The following is a 25,279-nucleotide window of genomic DNA, read 5'->3' on the forward strand; positions in this document are numbered from 1 at the left end:
GATACCCAAGGGTCCGCCGCCGGGCAGGGGTGGTCAATGCCCCGGAGCGCCCCGCTCCATTAGCCATTGGTCGAATGGTTGTCATGGCTGGCATGTGTCCCGGGGCACGGGATTACACTGCGCGCATCGACGTCAAGCGGGAGCAACCCATGCGTGAAGTTTTCCGTCGCCACGCGCGCTGCGTGGCCCTCGCTGCATGCGTCCTGGCGCCCGGTCTCGCCGCGGCCGCCGGCCATGACCAGTTCAAGGATCTGCTCGACAAGGCGAAGCAGGCGGCCAAGGAGCAGGTGAACGGCAACGCGCAGGGCGGCCATCTGCCCGGCAGCGATATCGCGGCGGGACTCAAGGAGGCCCTGGCCAAGGGCACCACCAAGGCGATCAATTCGCTGGGTCGCGAAGGCGGGTTCTCGAACAACGCCAAAGTGCGCATTCCCTTGCCGGGCAAGCTGGAACAGGCGGGCAAACTCGCCCGCGAGCTTGGCCAGGGGGCCAAGGTGGACGCTTTCGAACTCAGCCTCAATCGTGCGGCGGAGAAAGCCGTGCCGCAGGTGGCGGACATCTTCGGCAACGCGATCCGCAAGATGACCCTGCAGGACGCCCGCGGCATCCTCAGCGGCGGCGACCATGCGGCTACGGATTTTTTCCGTCGCGTGGCCGGTGACGATCTGGCCGCGCGGATCCGACCGATCGTGGCCGCGGCGACCGACAAGGTCGGCGTGACCAGGAAGTACAAGGCGTTCATGTCCGGCAGCAGTGGCGGAGCGCTGGGCAACGCCCTGGGGTCGCTCGGCGCGCTGGGTGGCGGCCACGCCAGCAAAGAGGGCAGCTCGCTCGATCTCGATGATTACGTCACCCGCAAGACCATGGATGGCCTGTTCACGGAGATCGGCGACGAGGAGCAGTCGATCCGCCAGAACCCGGCGGCGCGCACGACCGACCTGTTGCGCAAGGTATTCGGCGGCGGCTGAGTTGCCGGCGCAGCGCCCTTGAACCGGCGCTGCGCGGCCTCATCCCAACCGGATCCCCCTGGCGAAGGAGAAACGGATGATCCGCGAGATCCTCAGGATGGGCGACGAGCGGTTGCTGCGCGTGGCACCGCCCGTCCCCGACGCGATGATCGGCAGCGACGAGTTGGATGCGCTGATCGCCGATATGTTCGAGACCATGCACGAGGCCGGTGGCGTCGGGCTGGCCGCGCCGCAGATCGGCGTCGACCTGCAACTGGTGATCTTCGGCTTCGATCATGCCGATCGTTACCCCGATGCGCCGGCGGTGCCACGCACGATCCTGCTCAACCCGATGATCACGCCGCTCTCGCAGGACATGGATGAGGGCTGGGAGGGGTGCCTCTCGGTGCCCGGCATGCGCGGCGTGGTCAGTCGCTACAGCCTGATCCGGTATCAGGGCATCGACCCGCAGGGAGCCCCGATCGATCGACGTGCCGAGGGTTTCCACGCACGCGTCGTGCAGCACGAGTGCGACCACCTGATCGGTCGCCTGTATCCCTCGCGTATCACCGACTTCAGCCGCTTCGGCTTCACCGACGTGCTGTTCCCCGGGCAGGACATGGGAGACGACTGAGATGCGCGCGATCTGGCAGGACACGGTGCTCGCCGAGAGCGACGACACCATCGTGGTCGAGGGCAACCATTATTTCCCGGCAACGGCGTTGCGGCGCGAGTACCTTCGCGACAGCGACCGGCACTCGGTGTGCCCGTGGAAGGGCACCGCCAGCTATTACGACGTGGCAGTGGGCGACCGCCTGAATCCGGCGGCGGCCTGGTACTACCCGGAGCCGAAGGACGCCGCCCGCGCCATCGCCGGGCGCGTCGCCTTCTGGAAGGGTGTGCAGGTCGTCGACTGAGCCGCCGCATCCGGGCACGGTGCGCCGTCGTATCGAGGCACGGGTATGCTGCCCGCTTCGTCCGCCGGGGATCACCATGCACTCTCCTGACCGAACCGCGCCCCTGCGCGGCTTCCGCTACTACGACCTGCTGGTCGGCGGCATGGTAGCCGTACTGCTGTGTTCCAACCTGATCGGGCCGGCCAAGGTCTGTACGGTCACGTTGCCGGTCGTCGGCGCGCTGACCTTCGGCGCGGGCAACCTGTTCTTCCCGATCGGCTACATCTTCGGTGACGTGCTGACCGAGGTTTACGGCTATGCACGGGCGCGGCGGGCGATCTGGGCCGGCTTCGGCGCGATGCTGTTCGCCACCTTCATGACCCAGGTGATCCTGCGCATGCCGGCCAGTCCAGCCGAGCCGTTCAACGCGCAGCTGCAGCCGGCGCTGGAGGTGGTGTTCGGCGGGACCTGGCGGATCGCGGCCGCCTCGTTGCTGGCCTACTGGATCGGCGATTTCGCCAACTCCTTCGTGATGGCCAAGATGAAGCTGGTCACGCGCGGACGCTGGCTGTGGACGCGCACCATCGGCTCGACCCTGGTCGGGCAGGGGGTGGACAGCCTCACGTTCTATCCGATCGCCTTCATCGGCATCTGGGAAGGCCAGACCATCGCCAAGGTGATCGTCTTCAACTGGCTGATGAAGGTCACGGTCGAAGTGGTGTTCACCCCGCTGACCTACGCCGTGGTGGGGTTCCTCAAGCGCCATGAAGGCGTGGACACTTTCGATGAAGACACGCACTTCAACCCCTTCAGCCTGAAGGACGAGGGCGAGCTGCGGCGCTACGGATGAGTGCGGCCCCGACGCGTCATCACGGCATCGATCGCCTTCGCGGCCTGGCGATCGTGCTGGTGGTGCTGCATCACCTCGGGCTACGTATCCCTTTGCGCGAGACCGTGCTGGCCGACTGGCTGCCCCGGCGCGTGCTGGGCGCGCTCAACTACAACGGCTACGAAGCGGTGTTCGTGTTCTTCGTGGTCAGCGGCTTCCTGATCGCGGGCAACACGCTGGACCGTTGGGGCGACCTGGCGCGGATCGATCTGCGCGCGTTCTATACGCGGCGCGCCTCGCGGATTCTGCCGCTGCTGCTCTTGCTGGTCGCGGTGCTGGCGCTGCTGCATGGACTGGGTGTGGCGGACTACGTGATCCATCGCCCGGGACAGTCCCTGGCCGGCGCGGTGGCCTCGGCGCTCGGGCTCTGCCTGAATTGGTACGAGGGGCGCACCGGCTACCTCCCGGGCAGCTGGGATGTGCTGTGGTCGCTGTCGATCGAGGAGGCGTTCTACCTCGGCTTCCCGCTGGTCTGCCTGCTGACGCGCCGGCGACGCGTGCTGGTTCCGCTGCTGCTGTTGCTCGCGGTATCGCTGCCATGGTCGCTGGCGACGCTCGGCGACAACGAGATCTGGAAGGAAAAGGCCTACCTGCCCGGCATGGCCGCGATCGCGACGGGCGTGCTCGGGGCGTTGTGGGTTCACGGTAGGCCGCCGCGGGCCTGGGTGGCGCGGCTCATGCGCTGGTCGGGAGCGGGGGTGCTCGCCCTCGTCATGCTGGCGATGCCGTGGCTGTGGCGATGGCTGCACGACGGCGTGATGATTGTGCTGGTCGCTGCGACGGGGGCGCTGCTGGTGGGGATGCGTACCTCACCGCATCCGTCGCGCTCGGTCAGGGGTTGGCGCTGGCTGGAGCGCTGGGGCCGTCTGAGTTACGAGATCTACCTTTCGCACATGTTCGTGGTGTTCGCGACGGTGCGCCTGTGGCGATTCGCCGGAGCGGATCCGCGCAGCGGGGTGATCTGGTATCTGCCGGCTTTGGCAGGCAGCCTGGCGCTCGGCTGGGGCCTGTCCACGTTCCTCACGCAGCCCTGCGAACGCCGGTGGCGCAGGCGCTGGCCCTAGCGACGCCAGGAAAACGCTCAAGTCTCCCCGCGGGCGGTCGATATGCCCGGCATGAAGACGTGCAGGACCCGTCCGGATGCGCTTTCCTACGGGGCTATCCGTCATTTCCCGGTGCCGGATACCCGCTCCGGTGACATGGCCCGTTCCCTGCATACCCGGTCCAACGCCAATGGTCGCGACGCGATCTTGACGCCCGCGGAGAGAACGTTGCGACCATGAATCATTTCGGCAAGCCACCATCGGGTCCTTCGGCCAACACGGTCGACTGGAGCGATCCCAAGCTCCAGTCGCTGCTGAGCAAGACCGAAGGGTGGAGCCTGGACAACCGCGGCGTGTCCGAGCCGGTTCCCTGCGAGCTCCACGTGGGATGGGGGGCGGGTACCGGGCGGCCGGGCAGTCTGGTTCACGAGCAGCCGGGCGTACTTGTCGTGGTGAGTCAGGCGATCATTCCCAACGGCGAGCAGGTGCGGGTGGACCGGTTCCAGCACGGGGGGCTGCGGTCGACCTGGGGCGCGGTGGTGGACAGCCGCGAGGGCCGTCGCGAAGGGGATCGTTCCCGCGGGCTCCAGGTGTACTGGGTGCACACCCGCTGAAGCACTTCCCTGGTCGCGATCGCTGCGGCGAAGTGCGCCCGCCCTCGGTGGCCGGGTCTGGATCAGGCGTGGTCCGATGGGCGTTTCGCGCTGCCCGCATCCGTGCGCCGATGGCACTGTTTTCGATCAGGCCAGTGACGGAAATTTGATCTGCATCGCACTTACGATACGTAATAAATCGCGCTGCATGCTAAAGGAATGCGCTCTTTCGGTGCTGCCGCAAGATAATGCGGACGCATGATTTTGCAAGCCTCTGCCGCGGAACGCTTTTTATCCCGGCGAAGCCATGGGTGGCTGCGTAGATCACTGATATTAGGGAAAAAATTCCCATTGTGCGGGGTAGTGTCATTCGATTAGTTTCCGCGTGCCTGGTTTTCCTGGGGAGGAAGGCCAGGCCTGCGTCGCGATGTCTTTATGTCGCGCCGGAGTTTGTTTGCGTACCCGTGATGCGCTTCAAGCGCCAACACGTCTCAGTTCGCTTTCAACTCAATCAATGCGGGGAGAATGTATGTCCAGACTCAATAGTCGGTGGCTTGCTGTCGCGGCCGCCTCGGCTCTTCTCGGCCTCTCGGCCGGCGCGATCGCCGGCCCGTCCCAGGACGACGGGATGAACCCTTATTCGCCAGCCTACGGCCACTCGTACCGTCATGGCGTGGTGGCTACTCGTGAAGCACACAGCCAGATGCGCGCCTGGGCCGCGCTGCACGCAGCCAGGGGCGCGCGCACCACGTCATCGGGCAAGGCCCTGAGCTATGGCGGAGGCGTCGATGGCATTGGCGTCACCAGCGGCACTCCCAAGGTCTACCTGGTCGTCTACGGCAGCCAGTGGGGTACCGCCGGGACCGATGCCAACGGCAACATGACCCTGTCAGGTGACTCGGTCGGTGCGGTGCCTTACCTCGAGAACCTGTTCAAGGGATTGGGCACTGGCGGCGAGTTGTGGTCGGGCACGATGACCCAGTACTGCGACGGTTCGCTGGTCTCCACGGGAGCGACCTCCTGTCCGTCGGGGGCTCCGCACATCGGCTATCCGACGGGCGGCGCCTTTGCCGGCATCTGGTACGACAACTCGGTGGCTTCGCCGTCGAGCGCCACCGGTGCCCAGCTGGCGCAGGAAGCGATCAAGGCGGCGCAGCATTTCGGCAATACCACGGCGGCGTCGAACCGTTACGTGCAGTACGTGATCCTGTCGCCGACCGGTACCCATCCGGATGGCTTCAATACCTCCAACGGCCAGTTCTGTGCGTGGCACGACTGGAATGGCGACTGGAGCGTGAGCTCGCCGGTGGGCGATGTGGCGTTCACCAACATGCCGTACGTCTACGACATGGGCACCAGCTGCGGGCAGAACTTCGTCAACAGCGGCGCCAGCGGCAAGCTGGATGGCTTCTCGATCGTCGAAGGCCACGAGTACGCCGAGACGGTGACCGACCAGAACCCTGCCGGCGGCTGGACCAACCGGAACCGCCGCAGCAGCAGCTACGGCCAGGAGAACGGTGACGAGTGCGCCTGGATCTCGTCCGGCCAGGGTAAGTCGGCCGACGTGGTGATGGCCAACGGCACCTACGCCATGCAGAGCACCTGGTCGAACGACACCAACGAGTGCGACATCGCGCATCCGGTCGTGCAGTAAGACCACCCTCCGGCTATCCGGAAGCGAAAGGGCCGCGGCGCGAGCCGCGGCCCTTACTTTTTCATCATATGGCCGGGATCGCGGGATCGCGAAACCGCGGGCACGGTCGATGCCGTGCGGTGGCGATCAGTGGCGCAGCGCGTTGATGCTGGCCCGCAGCTCCTGCGCCGCCACCCGTGCCGCCGAGGCGAAATCCTCGCCGCAGCCGGCATACAGGATGCCGCGCGAGGAGTTGATCATCAGGCCGGTGCGGTCGGCGGTGAGGCCGTGCTTCAGCACGGCGGCCACGTCGCCGCCCTGGGCGCCGATGCCCGGCACCAGCAGCGGCATGTCGCCGACGCGGGCGCGGACCTGGCCCAGTTCCTCCGGCCAGGTGGCGCCACAGACCAAGGCGCAGTTGCCGTGGCCGTTCCAGTCGCGGGCGACCGTCTCGGCCACGCGCAGGTAAAGCGGTTCGCCGCCGCAGTCCAGCGCCTGGAAATCCGCGCCGCCCGGGTTGGAGGTGCGGCAGAGCAGGATCACGCCCTTGTCGGCGCGCTCAAGGAACGGCGCGATCGAGTCGCGCCCCATGTACGGGTTGAGCGTCACCGCGTCGGCGCCGAAGCGATCGAATGCCTCGGTGACGTAGTGCTGGGCGGTGGAGCCGATGTCGCCGCGCTTGGCGTCGAGGATCACCGGCACGCCCGGATAATTCGTGTGGATGTGCGCGATCAGCCGTTCCAGCGTGTCTTCGGCGCGCAGTGCGGCGAAGTGGGCGATCTGCGGCTTGAACGCGCAGGCGAGGTCGGCGGTGGCGTCGACGATCGCAGCGCAGAACTCGAACACCGCGTCGGGCCACCCCTTCAGATGCGCCGGCAGCTTGCCCAGCTCGGGATCGAGGCCGACGCAGACCAGCGAGTCGTGTCGCTGCCAGGCGTCGGCGAGGGTCTGCATGAAGCTCATCGCGGGTTCCTCTTCGGAGGGCGCACCGTCAGTACGGCGTGCCGTCCTTGTGCAGGTAAGTCCAGCGCCCGTCGAGGGTGGCGCCCTTGAGATCGACGTCCGGGTAATCGACTGTCTCGCCGGCGCAGCGCGCGCCGATCTCCAGGTAGAGCACCTCGGCGTCGCTGCGGTTGACCAGCGCGTGGCCGTCGCCGGTGCCGGCCTTGAAGCCGGCGCACATGCCCGGGCGCAGCGGTGTCTCGCCGGCGTCGGTGAGCAGGGTCGGCGTGCCCTCGAGGATGTAGACGAACTCGTCCTCGAGCCGGTGCGCGTGGCGCAGCGCCGAGCGCGCACCTGGCCCCAGGCGGGCCAGGTTGACGCCGAAGCCGGTCAGGCCGAACACATCGCCCAGCCGGCGGCGCGAGCGGTCGCCCATCTGCGCGCCGAACGGCGCGGGGTAGCCCGAGCCGGTTCGCTCGGGGGCGTCCCCGGCATCGATTGCGACAGGAGGCTTGTGATCGGTCATCGCGTGTTCCCGATCAGGCCAGCTTCTTGTACTTCACTCGGTGCGGGCCGGCATCGTCGCCAAGGCGGCGCTTCTTGTCGGCCTCGTACTCGTTGTAGTTGCCGGGGAAGAACTCCACGTGCGAGTCGCCCTCGAAGGCGATGATGTGGGTGGCGATGCGGTCCAGGAACCAGCGGTCATGCGAGATGACCACCGCGCAGCCGGGGAACTCCAGCAGCGCGTCTTCCAGTGCGCGCAGGGTTTCCACGTCCAGGTCGTTGGACGGCTCGTCGAGCAGCAGCACGTTGCCGCCCTGCAGCAGGGTCTTGGCCATGTGCAGGCGGCCGCGCTCGCCGCCGGAGAGGCTGCCGACGATCTTCTGCTGGTCGGTGCCCTTGAAGTTGAAGCGGCCGATGTAGGCGCGCGACTGGATCTCGAAGTTGCCGATGGTGAGGATGTCCGAGCCGCCGGACACTTCCTGCCACACGTTGTTCTTCGCATCGAGCGCGTCGCGCGACTGGTCGACGTAGGCCAGCTTGACGGTATGGCCGAGCTTCACCTCGCCGGAATCGGGCTGCTCCTTGCCCATGATCATCTTCATCAGCGTGGACTTGCCGGCGCCGTTGGGGCCGATCACGCCTACGATGGCGCCCGGCGGGATCTTGAACGAGAGGTCCTCGATCAGCACGCGGTCGCCGAACGATTTGGTGACGTTCTTGAACTCGATCACTTCCTGGCCCAGGCGCTCGCCCGGCGGGATGAAGATCTCGTTGGTCTCGTTGCGGCGCTGGTACTCGACCGAGTTCAGCTCCTCGAAGCGGTTCAGGCGCGCCTTGCCCTTGGACTGGCGCCCCTTGGCGGCCGAGCGCACCCACTCCAGCTCTTTCTGGATCGCCTTCTGGCGCGATTTCTCCTGCTGGGCTTCCTGCTTCAGGCGCTCGTCCTTCTGCACCAGCCACTCGGTGTAGTTGCCCTTCCACGGAATGCCGCGGCCGCGGTCCAGCTCGAGGATCCACTCGGCGGCGTTGTCGAGGAAGTAGCGGTCATGGGTGACCGCCACCACGGTGCCGGGGTAGTTCTGCAGGAACTGCTCCAGCCAGTCCACCGATTCGGCGTCCAGGTGGTTGGTCGGCTCGTCCAGCAGCAGCATGTCCGGCTTGGACAGCAACAGGCGGCACAGCGCCACGCGGCGCTTCTCGCCACCGGAGAGCGGGCCGATCTTCGCGTCCCACGGCGGCAGGCGCAGCGCATCGGCGGCCACTTCGAGCTGGCGCTCGAGCGCGTGGGCGTCGTTGGCGGCCAGCAGGTTCTCCAGCTTCTCCTGCTCCTTGGCCAGCGCGTCGAAATCGGCGCCTTCCTCGGCGTAGGCGGCGTACACCTCCTCCAGCCGCTTCTGCGCGTCGAGCACCTCGGACACGCCTTCCTCGACCGCCTCGCGGACGGTCTTCTCCGGATCCAGCTCCGGCTCCTGCGCCAGATAGCCGACCTTGATGCCCGGCTGCGGGCGGGCCTCGCCCTGGAAGTCCTTGTCCACGCCGGCCATGATCCTGAGCACCGTCGACTTGCCCGCGCCGTTCAGGCCCAGCAGGCCGATCTTGGCGCCGGGGAAAAAGCTGAGCGAGATGTCCTTGATGATCTGGCGCTTCGGGGGAACGATCTTGCTCACCCCGTTCATGGTGTAGATGTACTGCATGCTGGCTCCCGAAAGGCGGTCCGCAAGCCGCGTTCGCGCGCGGCCCGGCAAGTGAGGAACAAAGGGGAAAAGGCCTCCGATTATCGCCGATCGGCCTTTGCACTGCCATGGCAGGGCCCGCGGAGCCGCCCGGAGGCCCGCCACGCTGCGGGTTTTCCGCAGGGTGGACGACGATGCTCCCGAAGATGGAGGCGCCTGCGCGCCGGGCAAGGCCGTTGCGCAGCTGGCGGTGGCTCGACGTACAGCTGGCGCGGCGGGCGGCCCGCTCCGGCCGGGTGGCCGTGTTCGCCCACGAATTCCTGTGCTTCGGGCTGAAACAGGCCTCCGCCTGCCTGTTCGGCGGGCTGATGGTGGCCCTGCTGGTCGCCAGCTGGCGCTGGTATCCGGCCCAGGCGGCGCTGTCGCGCTACGACTTCCTGACCCTGTCGGCGCTGGCCATCCAGCTCGGTCTGCTGGCCAGCGGGCTGGAAAGCCCCGAGGAGGCCCGGGTGATCGTGCTGTTCCACGTGGTCGGCACGGCGATGGAGCTGTTCAAGACCGCGGTCGGCTCGTGGAGCTACCCGGGATCATCAGTGCTGCATATCGGCGGGGTGCCGCTGTTCACCGGCTTCATGTACGCCTCGGTGGGCAGCTACATCGCCCGCGCCTGGCGGCTGTTCGATTTCCGCTTCACCCAGCACCCTCCGTTTGGCGCCACGGTGGCGCTGGCGGTGGCGATCTACGTGAACTTCTTCAGCCACCACTTCCTGCCGGATGCCCGTTGGCTGCTGTTTGCCGCGCTGGCGTGGCTGTTCGGGCCGACCTGGGTGCACTTCCGCATCCGCCGCCTGCACCGGCGGATGCCGCTGCTGCTGGGCTTCGTGCTGGTGGCGCTGTTCATCTGGCTGGCCGAGAACGTGGGGACCTACACCCATGCCTGGCTGTACCCGGCGCAGCGGGCCGGCTGGCACCCGGTGCCACTGGCCAAGCTGGGGTCCTGGCTGCTGCTGATGGTGATCAGCTACGTGATGGTCTCGGCGGTCCACCGCCGCGGCGCGGGCCGGTAGCTGCAAACCGGCGCCGGCGTTACACTTTCGGGTCTTGTCCACCCCGCCAACCCGCCGAGGCCCCCGAATGTTCCCGAAGGACTGCACGATCGCCGGTTACGACCCCGAACTGGCCCAGGCCATCGCCGATGAAGGCCGCCGCCAGGAAGACCACGTCGAGCTGATCGCCTCGGAGAACTACGCCAGCCCGCGCGTGATGGAGGCCCAGGGTTCCAAGCTCACCAACAAGTACGCCGAAGGTTACCCGGGCAAGCGCTACTACGGCGGCTGCGAATACGTGGACGTGGCCGAGAAGCTGGCGATCGATCGCGTCAAGCAGCTGTTCGGCGCCGACTACGCCAACGTACAGCCGCATTCCGGCTCGCAGGCCAACCAGGCGGTGTACTTCGCCCTGTTGCAGCCGGGCGACAAGATTCTCGGCATGAGCCTGGCCCACGGCGGCCATCTCACCCACGGCGCCAAGGTCAACCTGTCCGGCAAGATCCTCGACGCCGTGCAGTACGGCGTGGACGCCAACGGCATCGTCGACATGGACGAGGTCGAGCGCCTCGCCGTCGAGCATCAGCCGAAGATGATCGTGGCCGGCTTCAGCGCCTATTCGCAGGTGCTGGACTGGGCGCGCTTCCGCGCCATCGCCGACAAGGTCGGCGCCTACCTGTTCGTGGACATGGCGCACGTCGCCGGCCTGGTTGCCGCGGGCGTCTATCCCAGCCCGCTGCCGCACGCGCACGTGGTCACCTCCACCACCCACAAGACCCTGCGCGGTCCGCGCGGCGGCATCATCGTCGCCAGCAACCAGGGCATGGGCGAGGCGGCCGAAGAGATCGCCAAGAAGCTGCAATCGATCGTCTTCCCAGGCATCCAGGGTGGCCCGCTGATGCATGTGATCGCCGCCAAGGCGGTGGCCTTCAAGGAAGCGCTGGAGCCGGAGTTCAAGGCGTACCAGCAGCAGGTGGTGAAGAACGCCCAGGCGATGGCCAAGACCATCATCGCGCGCGGCTACAAGATCGTTTCCGGCGGCACCGAGAACCACCTGATGCTGATCGACATGATCGGCAAGGGCGTCACCGGCAAGGACGCCGAAGCGGCGCTGGGCAAGGCGCACATCACGGTCAACAAAAACGCCGTACCGAACGACCCGCAGAAGCCTTTCGTCACCTCCGGCCTGCGCGTGGGCACCCCCGCCGTCACCACCCGCGGCTACCTCGAAGCGGACTGCGTGGACCTGGCGAACTGGATCTGCGACGTGCTCGACGCGCCGGCCGACGAGGCGGTGATCGCCGCCGTGCGCACCAAGGTCGAGGCGCAGTGCAAGAAGTTCCCGGTGTACGGCTGATCAGGCGCCGATGCATTGCCCCTTCTGCCAGCACGAAGACACCCGCGTCATCGACTCGCGCCTCGCTGACGACGGCGCCACCGTGCGCCGTCGTCGCGAGTGCCCGCAGTGCGGCGAGCGCTTCAACACCTTCGAGACCGCCGAGCTGAAGCTGCCGGCGATCGTGAAGAGCGGCGAGCGGCGCGAGGCGTTCGACGAGCGCAAGCTGCGCACCAGCTTCGAGCGCGCGCTGCAGAAGCGGCCGGTGGCCAGCCACGACGTGGACAACTCGGTGCGCGAGATCATCAATGACCTTCGCCGCAGCGGCGAACGCGAAGTGCCCTCGCGGCACATCGGCGAGCTGGTGATGCGCGAGCTGGGCAAGCTCGACCAGGTCGCCTACGTGCGCTTCGCCTCGGTCTACCGCCGCTTCGAGGACGTGCAGGCGTTCCGCGAGGAGATCGAGAAGCTCGAGCGCGACCTGCCGGAGCTGGAAAAGCTGCAGCTCTCGCTGCTCGGTGCCGACCCGGCGCGCAAGGCACGCAAGGGCGAGAAGTAGCCGCCCGGGCGGTATGCTGCCGGCCTGATCCGCCGCTGCCGAACCGCCATGCCGTTCTCCGCCACCGACCATGCCCACATGGCCCGCGCGCTCGCGCTGGCCGAGCGAGGGCTGTTCACCACCCAGCCCAATCCGCGCGTCGGCTGCGTCATCGCCCGCGGCGACGCCGTGGTGGGCGAGGGCTGGCACCAGCGGGCCGGCGGCCCGCACGCCGAGGTGTTTGCCCTGCGCGACGCCGGCGAACGGGCGCGCGGCGCCACCGCCTACGTCACGCTGGAACCCTGTGGCCTGCACGGCCGCACGCCGCCGTGCGCGGATGCGCTGATCGCCACCGGTATTGCCCGCGTGGTGATCGCCGCCGTGGACACCTCGCAGGCCGAGGGCGCCGGTCTGGCCCGGCTGCGCGCGGCGGGCATCGCGGTGGAGCCCGGTCTGATGCGCGAACCGGCGCGCGCGCTCAACCCCGGTTTCTTCAGCCGCATCGAGCGCGGCCGGCCGTATGTGCGGGTGAAGCTGGCGATGAGCCTGGACGGACGCACCGCGCTGGCCAACGGCGCCTCGCAGTGGATCACCGGCGAGGCCGCGCGCGCCGACGTCCAGCGTTGGCGCGCGCGCAGCTCGGCGATTCTGGCTGGCAGCGGCACCGTGCTGGCCGACAACCCGCGGCTGACCGTGCGCCTGCCTGCCGGCGAGGACTTCACGCCGCCGCTGCGCGTGTTGTTGGATCGCGACCTGCGCATCCCCGCGCGCTTCCACGTGATGGACGGCAGCGCGCCGACCCTGCTGCTGCACGACCGGGTGATCCCGGCGCCGGCGCCGGTGCCGGTGCCCGAGGGCATCGAGCATGCCGGGGTGGCGGTCGACGGCAACGGGCGGCTGGCGCTGGATGAGATCCTCGCCTTGCTGGCGGCCCGCGGCGTCAACGAGCTGCACGTCGAGGCCGGTCCGCGCCTCGGTGGCGCGCTGTTCGCCGCCGGGCTGGCCGACGAGCTGCTGCTCTACATCGCGCCGACCTTCCTCGGCGACCAGGGGCGTCCGCTGATGGCGCTGCCGACGCTGGACGCGATGGCCGATCGCTGGCAACTGCAGGTGTTCGATCAGCGCATGGTCGGCCCCGACTGGCGGCTGCGCCTGCGGAGCGCGGCATGAGCGCCGCGCCGCTGGACACGGTGCGCTGGGGCATCGTCGGTTGCGGCAACGTGACCGAGGTGAAGAGCGGCCCGGCCCTGCAGCGTGCGCCCCATTCCTCGCTGGTGGCGGTGATGCGCCGCGACGGCGACAAGGCGCGCGAATACGCGCAGCGCCACGGCGTGCCGACGTGGTACGACGACGCGCAGGCGCTGATCGACGATCCGGCCGTCAACGCGGTCTACGTGGCTACGCCGCCCTCGACCCACAAGGCCTACGCGCTGATGGCGATCGCAGCCGGCAAGCCGGTCTATGTGGAAAAGCCGATGGCGATGGACGCGGCCGAGTGCCAGACGATCATCGACGCCGGCCGGGCGGCCGGCGTGCCGGTGTTCGTCGCCTACTACCGCCGCGCACTGCCGCGCTTCCACCGTGTGCGTGCATTGCTGGAGGGTGGGGCGATCGGCATACCGCGCTCGGTGCACGTGTCGCTGCACCAGCCACTGCATGCGCGCTATGCCGACCCGGCCGCCTCGCACTGGCACGTGCAGCCGGCGATCTCCGGCGGTGGCCTGTTCATGGACCTGGGCTGCCACACGCTCAACCTGCTGGACTGGCTGTTCGGCCCCATCGCCACCGCGAAGGGGCTAGCCACCAACCAGCTCGGCGCCTATGCCGCCGAGGACAGCGTGGCGATGGGCTACGCCTTCGCCAGCGGCCTGGTCGGCACCGGCCTGTGGCAGTTCGGCAGCTTCCGCTACGAAGATCGCATCGAGATCACCGGCGACCGGGGGCGGCTCGCCTTCGCCACCTTCGGCGACGGCCCGATCGTGCACGAGACCGCGCAGGGCGGCGAAAGCTTCCACGAGGCCAACCCGCCGCACATCCAGCAGCCGCTGATCGAGACCATCGTGGCCGAACTGCGCGGTGAGGCGGGTGCCTGTCCGTCCACCCCGGCGGCGGCCCTGCGCACCGCGTGGGTGATGGACCAGGTGCTGGCCGACTGGCGCCGGGCGACCGGGCAGGCGATCGGCCGGTAGACGCGACGGGCGTCGCCCTTGCCGGCCCGCCCGGGTTCCGCGTCAGCGCTCGAAATCGATCACGACCTTGCCGAAGTGCTGCCCGGAGGCCATGAACTCCATCGCCTCGCGCAGCTGGTCGAAGCCGAAGACGCGGTCGACCACCGGCTCCAGACGGCCCTGCTCGATCGCCGCGACCATGCGCTCGTGCTGCTCCAGCGGCGCCACCGAGAGTCCCTGGATGCGCAGCCGCTTCAGCACGGCCTGGGTGAGGCGGATGGACGCCTCGTCGCCGCCCATGAAGCCGACCACGCCGATGAAGCCGTGCATCGCGGCGGCGTCGATCGATTGCGCCAGGGTCGCGGCGCCGACGGTCTCGATCACGGCATCCACGCCCAGGCCGCCGGTCGCTTCGCGGACCAGCGGACTCCACTGCGGGTGCCGGCGGTAGTTGATCACGATGTCGGCGCCCAGTCCCTGCGCACGTTCCAGCTTCTCGTCGCTGGACGACAGCACGATCGTCCGCGCGCCGCGCAGCCGGGCGAACTGCAGGGCGAACAGGGACACGCCACCGGTACCGAGGATCAGCACCGACTGCCCGCTGGTCAGCTGTGCCAGGTCCAGTGCCTGCCAGGCGGTCAGTGCGGCGATCGGCAGCGTGGCGGCCTGGCGGTGGTCGAGATGCCGCGGTGCGCGGGCGAGAGCGTAGGCGTCGAAGCAGGCCAGGTCACGCATCACGCCGTCGTCGGGGCCGCCGGGTTCGGCGCCGACCCATTCCGGGCGGATCGCGCCGGCCAGCCAGCGCGCCTTGTACAGCGTGGTGACGCGGTCGCCGGGCCGGAAACGCTGCACGCCCTCGCCGACCGCCACCACCGTGCCCGCGCCGTCGGACACCGGCACCAGCGGCAGTTCCACCCCGCGATAGAGCTCGCCGCGGGCCACCAGCAGGTCGCGGTAGTTGAGTGCGGCGGCCTGCATCTTCACCAGCACCTGGCCGGGGCCTGGCTGTGGCTCCGGCAGCTCGGTGCGTTGCAGGTGGTCCAGCCCGAAGGCGTTCAGTCGATAGGCACGCATGGCGTTGCTCCTGAGGAGGGGAGGCGGCATGGTGGGCTAGCAGACGCCGGGTGATAATCCGCCATCCATGCACTTCATTTGTTCGAAAAATGAATGAATCATTCGAGCTGACACCGACCCGCGTGCGTGAGCTGCGCGCCTTTGCCGCGTCGGCCCGGTTGCTCAACTTCTCGCAGGCGGCGCGCGAGGTGGGATGCACGCCCTCGGTGCTCAGCCGGCGGATCGCCTCGCTCGAGGCAGCGGTGGGCGCCCGGCTGTTCCTGCGCACCACGCGGCGGGTGGCGCTGACGGCGCGCGGCGAGCAGTTGCTGGTGCACTGCGATCGGCTGGACGCCGTGCTCGGCGAGCTGGCGGAGGAACTGCAGCCGCAGCAGGGAGGGCTGCAGGGGAGGCTGCGCATCCACCTGCCGCGCAACTACGGCATCCAGCGCATCGCGGCGCTGCTCGCGCGCTTCATGGTGGCTCATCCTGCGGTGCGCATCGATGCGACCTACGACGACGCCTATGCCGACTTGGTCGCGTCCCGGGTCGATCTCGCGGTGCGGGCCGGTCGGCTGGTCGATTCGCAACTGGTCGCCCGCCGCGTCGGCACGATGCGCCGCTACCTGTGCGCGACGCCGGCCTACCTCGAGCATGCGCCGCCGTTGCGCGATCCCGCCGACCTGAAGGCGCACCGCTGCCTGGCCTTCAGCGGCCTGCGTACCGGCACGTTGTGGCAGTTCACCCGGCAGCGCCAGCGGCGATCGGTGCGGATCGAGCCGGTGCTGCAGACCAACGACTCCAAGGCGATCCGCGATGCCGTGCTGGCCGGCGTGGGCATCGGCGTCCAGGGCGACTACATGGGCGATCCGCTGATCACCTCCGGCGAACTGGTCGAGGTGCTGCCGGATTGGCAGCTGAGCCAGTCGCCGGTCCATTTGGTCTGGCTGCCCGGTGCCGATCGCGTGCCTGCGGTGCGCACCCTCATCGATTTCCTGGCCCGCGAGCTGGGCGGTCGCTGAGACGCGCTGTTCGCCCCGATGGACGCCGCCGGGCGGGTCGGCGAGGGGCGTGGTGCTAGAATCCGCCGGCCGGCTTGCCGGCACGACAATTCAGCGACGTCTTCAGGGCGGGGCGAAACTCCCCACCGGCGGTAGGTGCCTTCGGGCACGAGCCCGCGAGCGCTCGCGACGCCCGTCGCGAGGTCAGCAGATCCGGTCCAAGTCCGGAGCCGACGGTCACAGTCCGGATGAGAGAAGACGGCCAGTGTGGCGCCTCCCGTGGGCGCTGCGCCTGCCTCATGCCTTGGGGCGTTCTCGCTTGTGCCTTGAGGAGAACGTTGCATGTTTACCGGAATCATCCAGAGCGTGGGCCGCATCGTGCGGCTGGAGCCCCGTGGCGGCGACGTGCGGCTGCACGTGGATACCGCCGACCTCGACCTCGCCGACGTGCAGCTGGGCGACTCGATCGCCGTCTCCGGCGTGTGCCTCACCGCAGTGACGCTGGACGCGCGCGGCTTCAGCGCGGACGTCTCCAACGAGACGCTGTCGCTGACCACGCTCGGCCGGCACAAGGCCGGCGACCCGGTGAACCTGGAGAAGGCGCTGCGGCTGGCCGACCGCCTCGGTGGCCACCTGGTCTCCGGCCACGTCGACGGCGTCGGCAAGGTCGTGGCGATCACCCCGGACGGCCGCTCGCAGCGCTGGACCTTCGAGGTGCCCCCGGCGCTGGCGCGCTACATCGCCGCCAAGGGCTCGGTGTGCATCGACGGCACCAGCCTCACCGTGAACGAAGTCGACGGCGCGCGCTTCGGCGTGAACCTGATCCCGCACACGGTCGAGCACACCGCCTTCCACGCGCGCCGGGTGGGCGACGCGGTGAACATCGAGGTGGACGTGATCGCGCGCTACGTCGAGCGGCTGATCGGTGGCGGGCAGGGAGCGGGCATCGATGTCGAGTTTCTCAAGCAGCACGGATTTGCCTGACGCTCGATCCACCGCCATCCCCCAAGCCGTCATTCCCGCGAAGGCGGGAATCCATGTTCGGCTTCTGGCATCACAGCAAGATGGATTCCCGCGTGACCAGCTTCGCTGTTGAGAAGCGCCTCGCGGGAATGACATCCCCAAAACCCAGACTCATCGGAACCCCATGCCCTTCAACACCATCCCCGAGATCCTCGACGACATCCGCGCCGGCCGCATGGTCGTGATCCTCGACGACGAGGACCGCGAGAACGAGGGCGACATCGTCATGGCCGCGCAGATGGTGCGGCCGGAGGACGTGAACTTCATGGTGCGCGAGGCGCGCGGCCTGCTGTGCCTGACGCTGACCGAGCAGCGCACGCGCCAGCTCGGCCTCAAGCCGATGGTCAGCGACAACACCTCGCCGTACCACACCAACTTCACCGTCTCGATCGAGGCGGCCGAGGGCGTCACCACCGGCATCTCGGCGCATGATCGCGCCCGCACCATCCAGGTGGCGGTGAAGTCCGACGCGAAGCCGCAGGACCTGTCCCAGCCGGGCCACGTGTTCCCGCTCACCGCGCAGCCGGGTGGCGTGCTGACCCGCGCCGGGCATACCGAAGCCGGCTGCGACCTCGCCGCGCTGGCCGGGCTGGAGCCAGCCTCGGTGCTGATCGAGATCCTGCACGAGGATGGCTCGATGGCGCGCCGCCCCGAGCTGGAAGTGTTCGCGAAAAAGCACGGCCTGAAGATCGGCACCATCGCTGACCTGATCCGCTACCGGCTGGAGACCGAGAAGACCGTCGAGCGCGTGCACGAAGAGGAGGTGCAGACCGAGTTCGGTCCGTTCCGCCTCGTCGCCTACCGCGACGCGATCCGCCGCGGCCTGCACTTCGCGCTGGTGCGCGGCACGGTGGACGACGGCACCCCGGTGCTCAGCCGCGTGCACGTGCGCAACACCCTGTCCGACGTGCTGCACCTGACCCGCGACGACCTCGGCCTGACCGTCACCGCGGCGCTGCGCCGGATCGCCGACGAGGATCGCGGCGTGCTGCTGGTGCTGTCCGGCGAGGACACCGCGGAGGCCCTGCTGGCGCGGCTCAAGGGGCAGCCGGCGACGATCAGTGCGGAGGATGCGCAGCACAATCAGTGGCGTCAGCTCGGTCTGGGCGCGCAGATCATGGCGGACCTGGGCGTACACCGGCTGCGGGTGATCGGCACGCCGCGCAAGCTGGTCGGCCTGGGCGGGTTCGGGCTGGAGGTGGTCGAGTACGTGTGAGCGAGGAGTGAGGGAAGAGGAGTGAGAGAAGGCAGACTCGCGACCTCGTCCGACACCACACGGTGGACCGCTGCCGGCCCTCTCCCTGACACTCCGCATGCCCATGCTCCACTCTCACTTCTCACCCCTCTTCCCTCACTCCTAGCCTCGAAGCCATGCCCCGCATCCGCCTGATCGCCCCCTCCGGTTACCCCGCCGACCCCGCCGCGATGACGCGCGGCGTGGCGCGCCTGCGCGCGGCCGGCTACGCGGTGGAGAACGAGGCGGTGCTGGGGCGGTCGATGCAGCGCTTTGCCGGCAGCGACGCCGAGCGCGCGGCCGACCTCAACGCGCTGGCCGACGCGGAAACGCTGCCGGATATCGCCCTGGTCACCCGCGGCGGCTACGGCGCAGCGCGGCTGCTGGAACACCTGCACTACGACGCACTTCGCGAGCGGCTGTCCGGCAGCGCGCTGGCGATGGTCGGTCACAGCGACTTCACCGCGGTGCAGATGGCCCTGCATGTGCGCAGCGGTTTGGCCACGCTCGCTGGCCCGTTGCTGGCCGACCTGGGTGCGGAGCCGGAAGACGGCGAGACCCTGTCGCAGTTCCGCCAGGTGCTGTCCGCGCCGTCCGCCGAGGTCACCTGGGCTTGCAGTGGCGATGCCCGGCTGGATGTCGAGGGCACGCTGTGGGGCGGCAACCTCGCTGTGCTGTGCAGCCTGCTCGGCACGCCGTATTTCCCGCGGATCGACGATGGCATCCTGTTCGTCGAGGACGTCGGCGAGCCGCCGTTCCGTATCGAACGGCTGCTTTACCAGCTGCACCTGTCCGGCGTGCTCGGCCGCCAGCGGGCGCTGTTGCTGGGCCGTTTCAGCGATTGCCGGCCCGGTCCGCGCGACAACGGCTACACGCTGGAGGCGGCGTTCGGCCAGCTGCGCGCGGTGGCCGGCATTCCGGTGATCGACAGCCTGCCGCACGGCCACGGCTGCGGCCAGCTGACGTTACCGTTCGGCGCGCCGGCCCACCTGCGAGTCGAGGGTCCGGCGGCCCGGCTGGGCTTCACCGGCTATCCCCATCACCGCTGAGCCACCCCTGCCCCGAGCGGGGGGCGCCGCAAACCCGTAAAATGCGCGGTCTGCCCCGGGCCGCGTGCCCACCGAGGACGACTGCATGAAAACCATCGAAGGCAACTTCGCCACGCCCAAGGGCCGCTTCGCCATCGTTGCGGGCCGCTTCAACGGCTTCGTGGTGGAGCCGCTGGTCGCCGGCGCGCGCGATGCGCTGGTGCGCCATGGCGTGAAGGACGACAACATCGAGCTGATCCGCGTGCCGGGCGCCTGGGAGATCCCGCTGGCCGCGCAGAAGGCCGCCGCCTCGGGCAAGTACGCCGCGGTGATCGCGCTGGGGGCGGTGATCCGCGGTTCCACGCCGCACTTCGACTACGTCGCCGGCGAATGCGCCAAGGGCCTGGCCAAGGCCGGCATGGATACCGGCGTGCCGGTCGCCTTCGGCGTGCTGACCACCGACTCCATCGAGCAGGCCATCGAGCGCTCCGGCACCAAGGCCGGCAACAAGGGCGCCGACGCGGCGCTGGCCGCGCTGGAGATGGTCAACCTGTACGGGCAGCTGTGATGGCGCCGCAGGGTTCGGGCATCGACGCCAGCGCGCGCTCGCGTGCGCGCCGGCGTGCCCTGCAGGCGCTGTACGCCTGGCAGATCTCGGGCAGTCACATGAACGCGGTGATCGAGCAGTTCCGTCACGAGCAGGACATGGAGGTGGCCGACTTGGAGTACTTCGAGGATCTGCTGCACGGCGTGGAGGCCAACGTCGAGCAGCTCGACGCCAGCCTGCGCCCGCACCTGGACCGCGAGGTGGCGCAGGTCGATCCGATCGAGCGCGCTGCGCTGCGTCTGGCCGCCTACGAGCTGGCGCATCGCCCGGACGTGCCGTACCGCGTGGTGATCAACGAGGCGATCGAGGTCACCAAGCGTTTCGGCGCCGATCACGGCCACAGCTACGTCAACGGCGTGCTGGACAAGCTGGCCGCGCAGCTGCGCGCGGTGGAGAAGCGCGGCTGATGCGTGGCGTGCTCGTGCTCGGCTCGGCTCCGTCGGCGCCGGTGCTCGAGACGCCGCGCCTGCGCCTGCGCCAGCACCGGATCGACGATCTGGAAGCGCTCCACGCGATCTGGTCCGATCCGGCCGTCTACCGCTGTATCGGCGGCAAGCCGGCGACCCGGCAGGACGTGTGGTTCCGCCTGCTGCGTTACGGCGGTATGTGGCCGATGCTCGGCTACGGCTACTGGGCGATCGAGGACAAGGCGACCGGATTGTTCATCGGGGACCTCGGCTACGCCGACTTCCAGCGCGATCTCGAGCCGCCGCTCGACGGCATGCCCGAGCTCGGCTGGGCGCTGGCGCCGGCCTTCCACGGTCGCGGGTACGCCAGCGAGGCGCTGGCGGCGGTCACCGCCTGGGGCGATGCGCACTTCGGTCCGCATCGCGACGTCTGCATCATTTCGCCGGACAACCCCGCCTCGATCCGCGTGGCCGAAAAAGGCGGCTTCCGGCACCGGTACGACACCATGTTCAACGACGCGCCGATCGGCGTGTTCGCGCGCGACGTGCCGGCCCCGGGCGCGCGCTGATGGAATTCCGCCTGATCGACCGCCTGCAGGCGCTGACCGCGCAGGCGCGCGACGACGTGCGGCTGGGCATCGGCGATGACGCCGCGCTGCTGGCCGTGCCGGCCGGACAGGAGCTGGCGGTGGCGATCGACACCCTGGTCGAAGGCATGCATTTCCCGCGCGGCACGGCGCCGGCCGACATCGGCTGGAAGGCGCTGGCGGTCAACCTGTCCGATCTGGCCGCGATGGGCGCCACACCGGCCTGGGCGCTGCTCGCCCTGACCCTGCCGGCCCAGCCGGCCGACGCGCAGCAGGACCTGATCGATGGGCTCGCCGAGGGCTTCTCGCAGCTGGCGCGCCTGCATCGCGTGGCGCTGGTCGGGGGCGATACCACGCGTGGGCCGTTCGCGTTGTCGGTGGCGGTGCACGGCTTCGTGCCGCCGGGGCAGGCGTTGCGCCGCGACGGCGCGCGCGCGGGCGACCTGGTGTTCGTCACCGGTACGCTGGGTGATGCCGCCGCCGGCCTGCAGCGGCTGGCAGCGGCCGCGGATTCCGACGAGGAGAAGCGCCGCGCCGGGCTGCGGGCCAGGCTGAATCGCCCCGAGCCGCGGGTCGCCGCCGGCCTCGCCCTGCGTGGTCGGGCCAGTGCCTGCATCGATGTGTCCGATGGCCTGCTGGCCGACCTGGCTCACATCTGCACGGCCAGCGGCGTGGGTGCCGAGGTCGACGCGGCCCTGCTGCCGCTGTCCTCCGCCTTGCTGGGCTGCTGCAATGCGGTGGAAGCCTGCAATTTCGCCTTGTCCGGCGGGGACGACTACGAACTGTGTTTTGCCGTGCCGCCTGCGCGGGCCGGCGAGGTGCAGGCCGACCTGGCCCGGCTCGGCTGCGGTGCCACCCGCGTCGGCCGCGTCGTCGAAGGCGCCGGTGTGCGCGTGCGCGGCATCGATGGCCAGTGGCTGACGCCCGCCCGTACCGGCTGGGACCATTTTCCGGACGAGACCGCTCGCCCATGATCGCCATGGACCGCAAGACCCTCACGCCGGCGCAGCGCCGCGAGCTCATCGCCTCACCCGCCGGCTGGATCGCCTGCGGCTTCGGCTCCGGCCTGGTACCGAAGGCCCAGGGCACGGCCGGCTCGTTGCTGGCGATCCTGCCGTGGCTGTGGATGCGGCAGTGGCCGCTTTCCGTCTACGCATGGGCGGTCGCCGTCGTGTTCGTGGTGGGCATCTGGGCCTGCAACGTGGCTGGCCGCAGGCTGGGCGTGGACGACCATCGTGCGCTGGTGATCGACGAGTTCGTCGGTCAGTGGATCGCGCTCGCGCCGGCGCTGCTGGCACCGTGGTGGATGGTGCTGGCCGGCTTCGCGCTGTTCCGCCTGTTCGACGTGGGCAAGCCGTGGCCGATCGGCTGGCTGGATCGCCGGCTCAAGGGGGGGCTCGGGGTGATGGTGGACGATGTGGTCGCCGGGCTTTTCGCCGCCGTCGCGCTGGGCTTGCTGGCGTGGACGATCGGCATGCCGCTGCCCTGGCGTTGACGTTGCCGGTGGCATCCTTCGCCGCCTGACCGCTTCACGGGAGACTTGCCATGCATTATCGCCGCATGGGCCGCACCGGCCTGAAACTTTCCGCCTTCTCGTTTGGCGCCTGGGTCACTTTCGGTCGCCAGGTCGGCCGCTCGCAGGCGCGCGAACTGCTGGCGCTGGCCTACGACCGCGGGGTCAACTTCTTCGACAACGCCGAAACCTACAATGCCGGCGACGCCGAGGAGCTGATGGGCGACGTGCTGGCCGACCTGCGCTTCCCGCGCGACAGCTACTGCGTATCGAGCAAGGTGTACTTCGGCGCGACGACGGACCCGAAGCCGACCCAGCGCGGGCTGTCGCGCAAGCACGTGATCGAGGCCTGCCACCAGGCGCTGGCGCGGCTGAAGGTGGACTACCTGGACCTGTACTTCTGCCACCGGCCCGATCCGGAGACGCCGATCGACGAGACCGTGGCGGCCATGGACTTGCTGGTGCGCCAGGGCAAGGTGCTCTACTGGGGCACCAGTGAGTGGCCGGCCGAGGCGATCGAACAGGCCCATCGCATCGCGCGGGCGCAGCACATGGCCGAACCGGTGGTCGAACAGCCGCAGTACAACCTGCTGCACCGCGAGCGCGTCGAGCAGGAATACGCGTCGCTGTACGAGAAGTACGGCATGGGCACCACGATCTGGTCGCCGCTGGCCTCCGGGTTGCTCACCGGCAAGTACCGCGACGGCGTCCCCGACGATGCCCGGCTCAACCAGCCCGGCTACGCGTGGCTGCGTGACGAGCTGCTGGACAAGGGGTGCGGCCGGGTGGCGCGGGCGCAGCGGATCGAGCCGATCGCGCGGGAGCTGGGCGTGTCGATGGCCCAGCTGGCGCTGGCCTGGTGCCTGGCCAATCCGCACGTCTCCACCGTGCTGCTGGGCGCCAGCAAGCCGGAGCAGCTGGCGCACAACCTCGACGCGCTGGATCTGCTGCCTGGCCTCGACGAGGAGACCCGGCGGCAGATCGAGGCGGCGGTGGCCTGAGCTCCGCCGGGGCGCGTCAGCCGCCCAGTGCCAGCGCCGTACCGAGATCGATCAGCGGCCGGGCTATAAGGATTCGAGCCACGATCAGCACCAGCATCACCACCATCGGCGAGAAATCGAGCATGCCGGCGGTGAGCTTGCCGCGCAGCGGCCGCAGCAGCGGCTCGACGATGGCGCCGGCCATGCGCATCAGCGGCTGGTACGGGTCCACCTGCAGCATGCTCAGCAAGGACCAGCCGAAGATCAGCACAAGGTAGAACAGCAACACGAAGTCGATCAGGTCGGCGGCGCCCAGCAGCAGCAGGCCGGCGACGTGCGGCGCCACGCCCATCAGGGCGAACAGGGCCGCACGTTCCAGCACCATCACCAGCCACGCCAGCAGCAAGGCGGCGAGATTGATCCGGCGCCAGTTCGGGATCACCCGGCGGACCGGCGCCAGCACCGGGTTGGTGGTCTTGTACAGGAACTGGCTGAGCGGGTTGTGGAAGTCGGCACGGGACGCCTCGGCCAGCATGCGCAGCACGAACAGCGTGGCCACCAGGCTGAAAGCCAGCTGGAGGATCACCGAGAGGGCGTTGAGCAGGTAGGTCACTTGGGTCGTTCCAGGCTCAGGTCTTGTCCAGTTCCGCCGCCAGTTCGCCACCGCGGCGGGTGGCGGCGGCCACGGCATGCGCCACGATACCGGCGAGATCGTCGCGCGCGAAGCTCTCCAGCGCCGCCTGGGTGGTGCCGTTCGGCGAGGTGACCCGGCGACGCAGCTCGGCCGGGGCCTCGCCGCTTTCGGTCAGCATGCGTCCGGCCCCCAGACAGGTCTGCGCGGCCAGGGCGCGGGCGGTGTCGCGGTCCATGCCCTGGGCCACCGCGGCATCCTCCAGCGCCTCGACCAGCGCGAAGAAATAGGCCGGAGCCGAGCCGGCGATGCCGGTCACCGTATCCATCAGCGCCTCGTCGTCGACCCAGCGCGTCAGGCCGGCGGCGTCCAGGATGTGCTGCGCCTGCGCGCGCTGCGGCGGGCTGACCCGGGCGTTGGCACACAGGCCGGTGGCGCCGGCGCCGATCAGGGCGGGGGTGTTGGGCATGCAGCGCACGATCGGCAGGGCGCCGAACCAGCGCTCGAGCTGGTCGATCCGCACGCCGGCGGCGATCGAGATCAGTAGCGGGCGCTGGCGCTGGAAGACTTCGCGCAGCTCCTCGCGGATCGCCGGCATGATCTGCGGCTTGACCGCCAGCAGCACCACCTCGGCGTCGGCGGCGGCCAGCCGGTTCTCGGCATAGGCGGCCACCCCGAACTCGCGCGCCAGCGCCTGGCGCCCCTCGGCCTGCGGGTCGGAGACGGCGATCGAGGAGGCGGCCACGCCGGTCCGGATCAGGCCGCCGATGAGGCTGCGGGCCATGTTGCCGCCACCGATGAAGGCGATGCGTGTCATGTTCGCTCCTTTGCAGATCGTCAGCCAGTTACCTTAGCGCACCTGCCCGTGCATGCGTTGCAAAACCGCCGTTCGGGGCTGGTCGCGGCGGCCACGCGGCGAGTAGTATCGAGCCGCTGCGGATGGGGGAAGTCCGGGGTCGCTTCAGGCTGCAGGCGCTGCGTGGCAAATGGCTGCGAGGAGCGTCCGG

At 69.2% G+C, this 25,279-nt stretch carries 28 protein-coding genes and 1 riboswitch; of the genes, 22 read left to right on the forward strand and 6 right to left on the reverse strand.

Annotated features, from left to right (window positions below; genetic code table 11):
* Positions 1–149 precede the first annotated feature (149 nt).
* The 7 genes from NC595_RS07950 to NC595_RS07980 all read left to right on the forward strand — a co-directional run bounded on the left by NC595_RS07950 (position 150) and on the right by NC595_RS07980 (position 6,022).
* The gene (locus NC595_RS07950; RefSeq protein ID WP_253565837.1) at positions 150–968 is read left to right on the forward strand and encodes a DUF4197 domain-containing protein; all 819 of its coding nucleotides are present in this window, start codon (positions 150–152) and stop codon (positions 966–968) included.
* 76 nt (positions 969–1,044) lie between these two features.
* Positions 1,045–1,581 carry a peptide deformylase gene (gene def, locus NC595_RS07955; protein ID WP_253565838.1) on the forward strand — a complete coding sequence of 179 codons (537 nt, stop codon included), beginning with the start codon at positions 1,045–1,047 and terminating at the stop codon, positions 1,579–1,581.
* A gap of 1 nt (position 1,582) precedes the next feature.
* Complete coding sequence (locus NC595_RS07960; protein ID WP_253565839.1) at positions 1,583–1,864, forward strand: DUF427 domain-containing protein; 282 nt, start codon at positions 1,583–1,585, stop codon at positions 1,862–1,864.
* A 76-nt stretch (positions 1,865–1,940) separates the two neighbouring features.
* On the forward strand, positions 1,941–2,693 hold the full coding sequence (locus tag NC595_RS07965; protein ID WP_253565840.1) for a queuosine precursor transporter: 753 nt from the start codon (positions 1,941–1,943) through the stop codon (positions 2,691–2,693).
* Positions 2,690–3,796: an acyltransferase family protein gene (locus NC595_RS07970; protein WP_253565841.1), complete on the forward strand. Its 1,107-nt coding sequence runs from the start codon at positions 2,690–2,692 to the stop codon at positions 3,794–3,796. Before NC595_RS07965 ends, NC595_RS07970 begins: the two co-directional genes overlap by 4 nt.
* Positions 3,797–4,011: 215 nt before the next feature.
* Positions 4,012–4,389, forward strand: a complete 378-nt coding sequence (locus NC595_RS07975; protein ID WP_253565842.1) for a hypothetical protein — start codon at positions 4,012–4,014, stop codon at positions 4,387–4,389.
* A 607-nt stretch (positions 4,390–4,996) separates the two neighbouring features.
* Positions 4,997–6,022, forward strand: a complete 1,026-nt coding sequence (locus NC595_RS07980; protein WP_253565843.1) for a hypothetical protein — start codon at positions 4,997–4,999, stop codon at positions 6,020–6,022.
* A 126-nt stretch (positions 6,023–6,148) separates the two neighbouring features.
* Here the strand turns inward: NC595_RS07980 and pyrF are convergent, their stop codons facing one another.
* Genes pyrF through ettA form a run of 3 tightly spaced genes read right to left on the reverse strand, consistent with a single transcriptional unit; the run spans position 6,149 to position 9,141 of the window.
* Positions 6,149–6,964 (reverse strand): orotidine-5'-phosphate decarboxylase, encoded by an 816-nt coding sequence (pyrF, locus tag NC595_RS07985; RefSeq protein ID WP_253565844.1) that lies wholly within the window; start codon positions 6,962–6,964, stop codon positions 6,149–6,151.
* Positions 6,965–6,992: 28 nt separating this feature from the next.
* Positions 6,993–7,469, reverse strand: coding sequence for a cupin domain-containing protein (locus tag NC595_RS07990; RefSeq protein WP_253565845.1), 477 nt, complete (start codon positions 7,467–7,469; stop codon positions 6,993–6,995).
* A 13-nt stretch (positions 7,470–7,482) separates the two neighbouring features.
* On the reverse strand, positions 7,483–9,141 hold the full coding sequence (gene ettA / locus NC595_RS07995; RefSeq protein WP_253565846.1) for an energy-dependent translational throttle protein EttA: 1,659 nt from the start codon (positions 9,139–9,141) through the stop codon (positions 7,483–7,485).
* Positions 9,142–9,314: 173 nt separating this feature from the next.
* Between ettA and NC595_RS08000 the strand changes: the two genes are divergently transcribed.
* The 5 genes from NC595_RS08000 (at position 9,315) to NC595_RS08020 (ending at position 14,229) form a co-directional block, all read left to right on the forward strand.
* Positions 9,315–10,187, forward strand: coding sequence for a DUF817 domain-containing protein (locus NC595_RS08000; protein ID WP_253565847.1), 873 nt, complete (start codon positions 9,315–9,317; stop codon positions 10,185–10,187).
* 67 nt (positions 10,188–10,254) lie between these two features.
* On the forward strand, positions 10,255–11,523 hold the full coding sequence (glyA, locus tag NC595_RS08005; protein WP_253565848.1) for a serine hydroxymethyltransferase: 1,269 nt from the start codon (positions 10,255–10,257) through the stop codon (positions 11,521–11,523).
* A 10-nt stretch (positions 11,524–11,533) separates the two neighbouring features.
* Positions 11,534–12,061, forward strand: coding sequence for a transcriptional regulator NrdR (gene nrdR / locus NC595_RS08010; protein ID WP_253565849.1), 528 nt, complete (start codon positions 11,534–11,536; stop codon positions 12,059–12,061).
* Between the two features lie 48 nt (positions 12,062–12,109).
* The gene (gene ribD / locus NC595_RS08015; RefSeq protein WP_253565850.1) at positions 12,110–13,210 is read left to right on the forward strand and encodes a bifunctional diaminohydroxyphosphoribosylaminopyrimidine deaminase/5-amino-6-(5-phosphoribosylamino)uracil reductase RibD; all 1,101 of its coding nucleotides are present in this window, start codon (positions 12,110–12,112) and stop codon (positions 13,208–13,210) included.
* Positions 13,207–14,229: a Gfo/Idh/MocA family protein gene (locus tag NC595_RS08020; protein ID WP_253565851.1), complete on the forward strand. Its 1,023-nt coding sequence runs from the start codon at positions 13,207–13,209 to the stop codon at positions 14,227–14,229. Before ribD ends, NC595_RS08020 begins: the two co-directional genes overlap by 4 nt.
* A gap of 42 nt (positions 14,230–14,271) precedes the next feature.
* Here the strand turns inward: NC595_RS08020 and NC595_RS08025 are convergent, their stop codons facing one another.
* Positions 14,272–15,282, reverse strand: a complete 1,011-nt coding sequence (locus tag NC595_RS08025; RefSeq protein ID WP_253565852.1) for a zinc-dependent alcohol dehydrogenase family protein — start codon at positions 15,280–15,282, stop codon at positions 14,272–14,274.
* Positions 15,283–15,371: 89 nt separating this feature from the next.
* Here NC595_RS08025 and NC595_RS08030 point away from each other — a divergent pair, with 89 nt between their 5' ends.
* The 10 genes from NC595_RS08030 to NC595_RS08075 all read left to right on the forward strand — a co-directional run bounded on the left by NC595_RS08030 (position 15,372) and on the right by NC595_RS08075 (position 23,662).
* Positions 15,372–16,283 (forward strand): LysR family transcriptional regulator, encoded by a 912-nt coding sequence (locus NC595_RS08030; RefSeq protein ID WP_253565853.1) that lies wholly within the window; start codon positions 15,372–15,374, stop codon positions 16,281–16,283.
* A gap of 94 nt (positions 16,284–16,377) precedes the next feature.
* A riboswitch (FMN riboswitch) is annotated at positions 16,378–16,526 on the forward strand.
* Between the two features lie 78 nt (positions 16,527–16,604).
* The gene (locus NC595_RS08035) at positions 16,605–17,246 is read left to right on the forward strand and encodes a riboflavin synthase (protein WP_253565854.1); all 642 of its coding nucleotides are present in this window, start codon (positions 16,605–16,607) and stop codon (positions 17,244–17,246) included.
* A gap of 163 nt (positions 17,247–17,409) precedes the next feature.
* A complete protein-coding gene (gene ribBA / locus NC595_RS08040) occupies positions 17,410–18,501 on the forward strand; it encodes a bifunctional 3,4-dihydroxy-2-butanone-4-phosphate synthase/GTP cyclohydrolase II (protein WP_253565855.1) in 1,092 nt (363 codons plus the stop codon).
* A 155-nt stretch (positions 18,502–18,656) separates the two neighbouring features.
* Complete coding sequence (locus NC595_RS08045; protein ID WP_253565856.1) at positions 18,657–19,568, forward strand: LD-carboxypeptidase; 912 nt, start codon at positions 18,657–18,659, stop codon at positions 19,566–19,568.
* Positions 19,569–19,653: 85 nt separating this feature from the next.
* On the forward strand, positions 19,654–20,115 hold the full coding sequence (gene ribH / locus NC595_RS08050; RefSeq protein ID WP_253565857.1) for a 6,7-dimethyl-8-ribityllumazine synthase: 462 nt from the start codon (positions 19,654–19,656) through the stop codon (positions 20,113–20,115).
* Positions 20,115–20,561: a transcription antitermination factor NusB gene (gene nusB / locus NC595_RS08055; protein ID WP_253565858.1), complete on the forward strand. Its 447-nt coding sequence runs from the start codon at positions 20,115–20,117 to the stop codon at positions 20,559–20,561. Before ribH ends, nusB begins: the two co-directional genes overlap by 1 nt.
* Positions 20,561–21,130, forward strand: coding sequence for a GNAT family N-acetyltransferase (locus tag NC595_RS08060; RefSeq protein ID WP_253565859.1), 570 nt, complete (start codon positions 20,561–20,563; stop codon positions 21,128–21,130). The genes nusB and NC595_RS08060 overlap by 1 nt, the downstream gene beginning before the upstream one ends.
* Entirely contained in the window at positions 21,130–22,122 is a 993-nt protein-coding gene (thiL, locus tag NC595_RS08065; protein WP_253565860.1) for a thiamine-phosphate kinase, read from the forward strand. The genes NC595_RS08060 and thiL overlap by 1 nt, the downstream gene beginning before the upstream one ends.
* Entirely contained in the window at positions 22,119–22,643 is a 525-nt protein-coding gene (locus NC595_RS08070) for a phosphatidylglycerophosphatase A family protein (RefSeq protein WP_253565861.1), read from the forward strand. The genes thiL and NC595_RS08070 overlap by 4 nt, the downstream gene beginning before the upstream one ends.
* A gap of 50 nt (positions 22,644–22,693) precedes the next feature.
* Positions 22,694–23,662: a potassium channel beta subunit family protein gene (locus NC595_RS08075; RefSeq protein WP_253565862.1), complete on the forward strand. Its 969-nt coding sequence runs from the start codon at positions 22,694–22,696 to the stop codon at positions 23,660–23,662.
* A 16-nt stretch (positions 23,663–23,678) separates the two neighbouring features.
* Here the strand turns inward: NC595_RS08075 and NC595_RS08080 are convergent, their stop codons facing one another.
* Together NC595_RS08080 and proC are read right to left on the reverse strand one after the other, a co-directional pair.
* Complete coding sequence (locus NC595_RS08080) at positions 23,679–24,254, reverse strand: YggT family protein (RefSeq protein ID WP_253565863.1); 576 nt, start codon at positions 24,252–24,254, stop codon at positions 23,679–23,681.
* Between the two features lie 16 nt (positions 24,255–24,270).
* A complete protein-coding gene (gene proC, locus NC595_RS08085) occupies positions 24,271–25,089 on the reverse strand; it encodes a pyrroline-5-carboxylate reductase (RefSeq protein WP_253565864.1) in 819 nt (272 codons plus the stop codon).
* Positions 25,090–25,279: the final 190 nt, after the last annotated feature.

It is taken from the genome of Dyella lutea, assembly GCF_024158035.1.
GTDB lineage: Bacteria > Pseudomonadota > Gammaproteobacteria > Xanthomonadales > Rhodanobacteraceae > Dyella_A > Dyella_A lutea.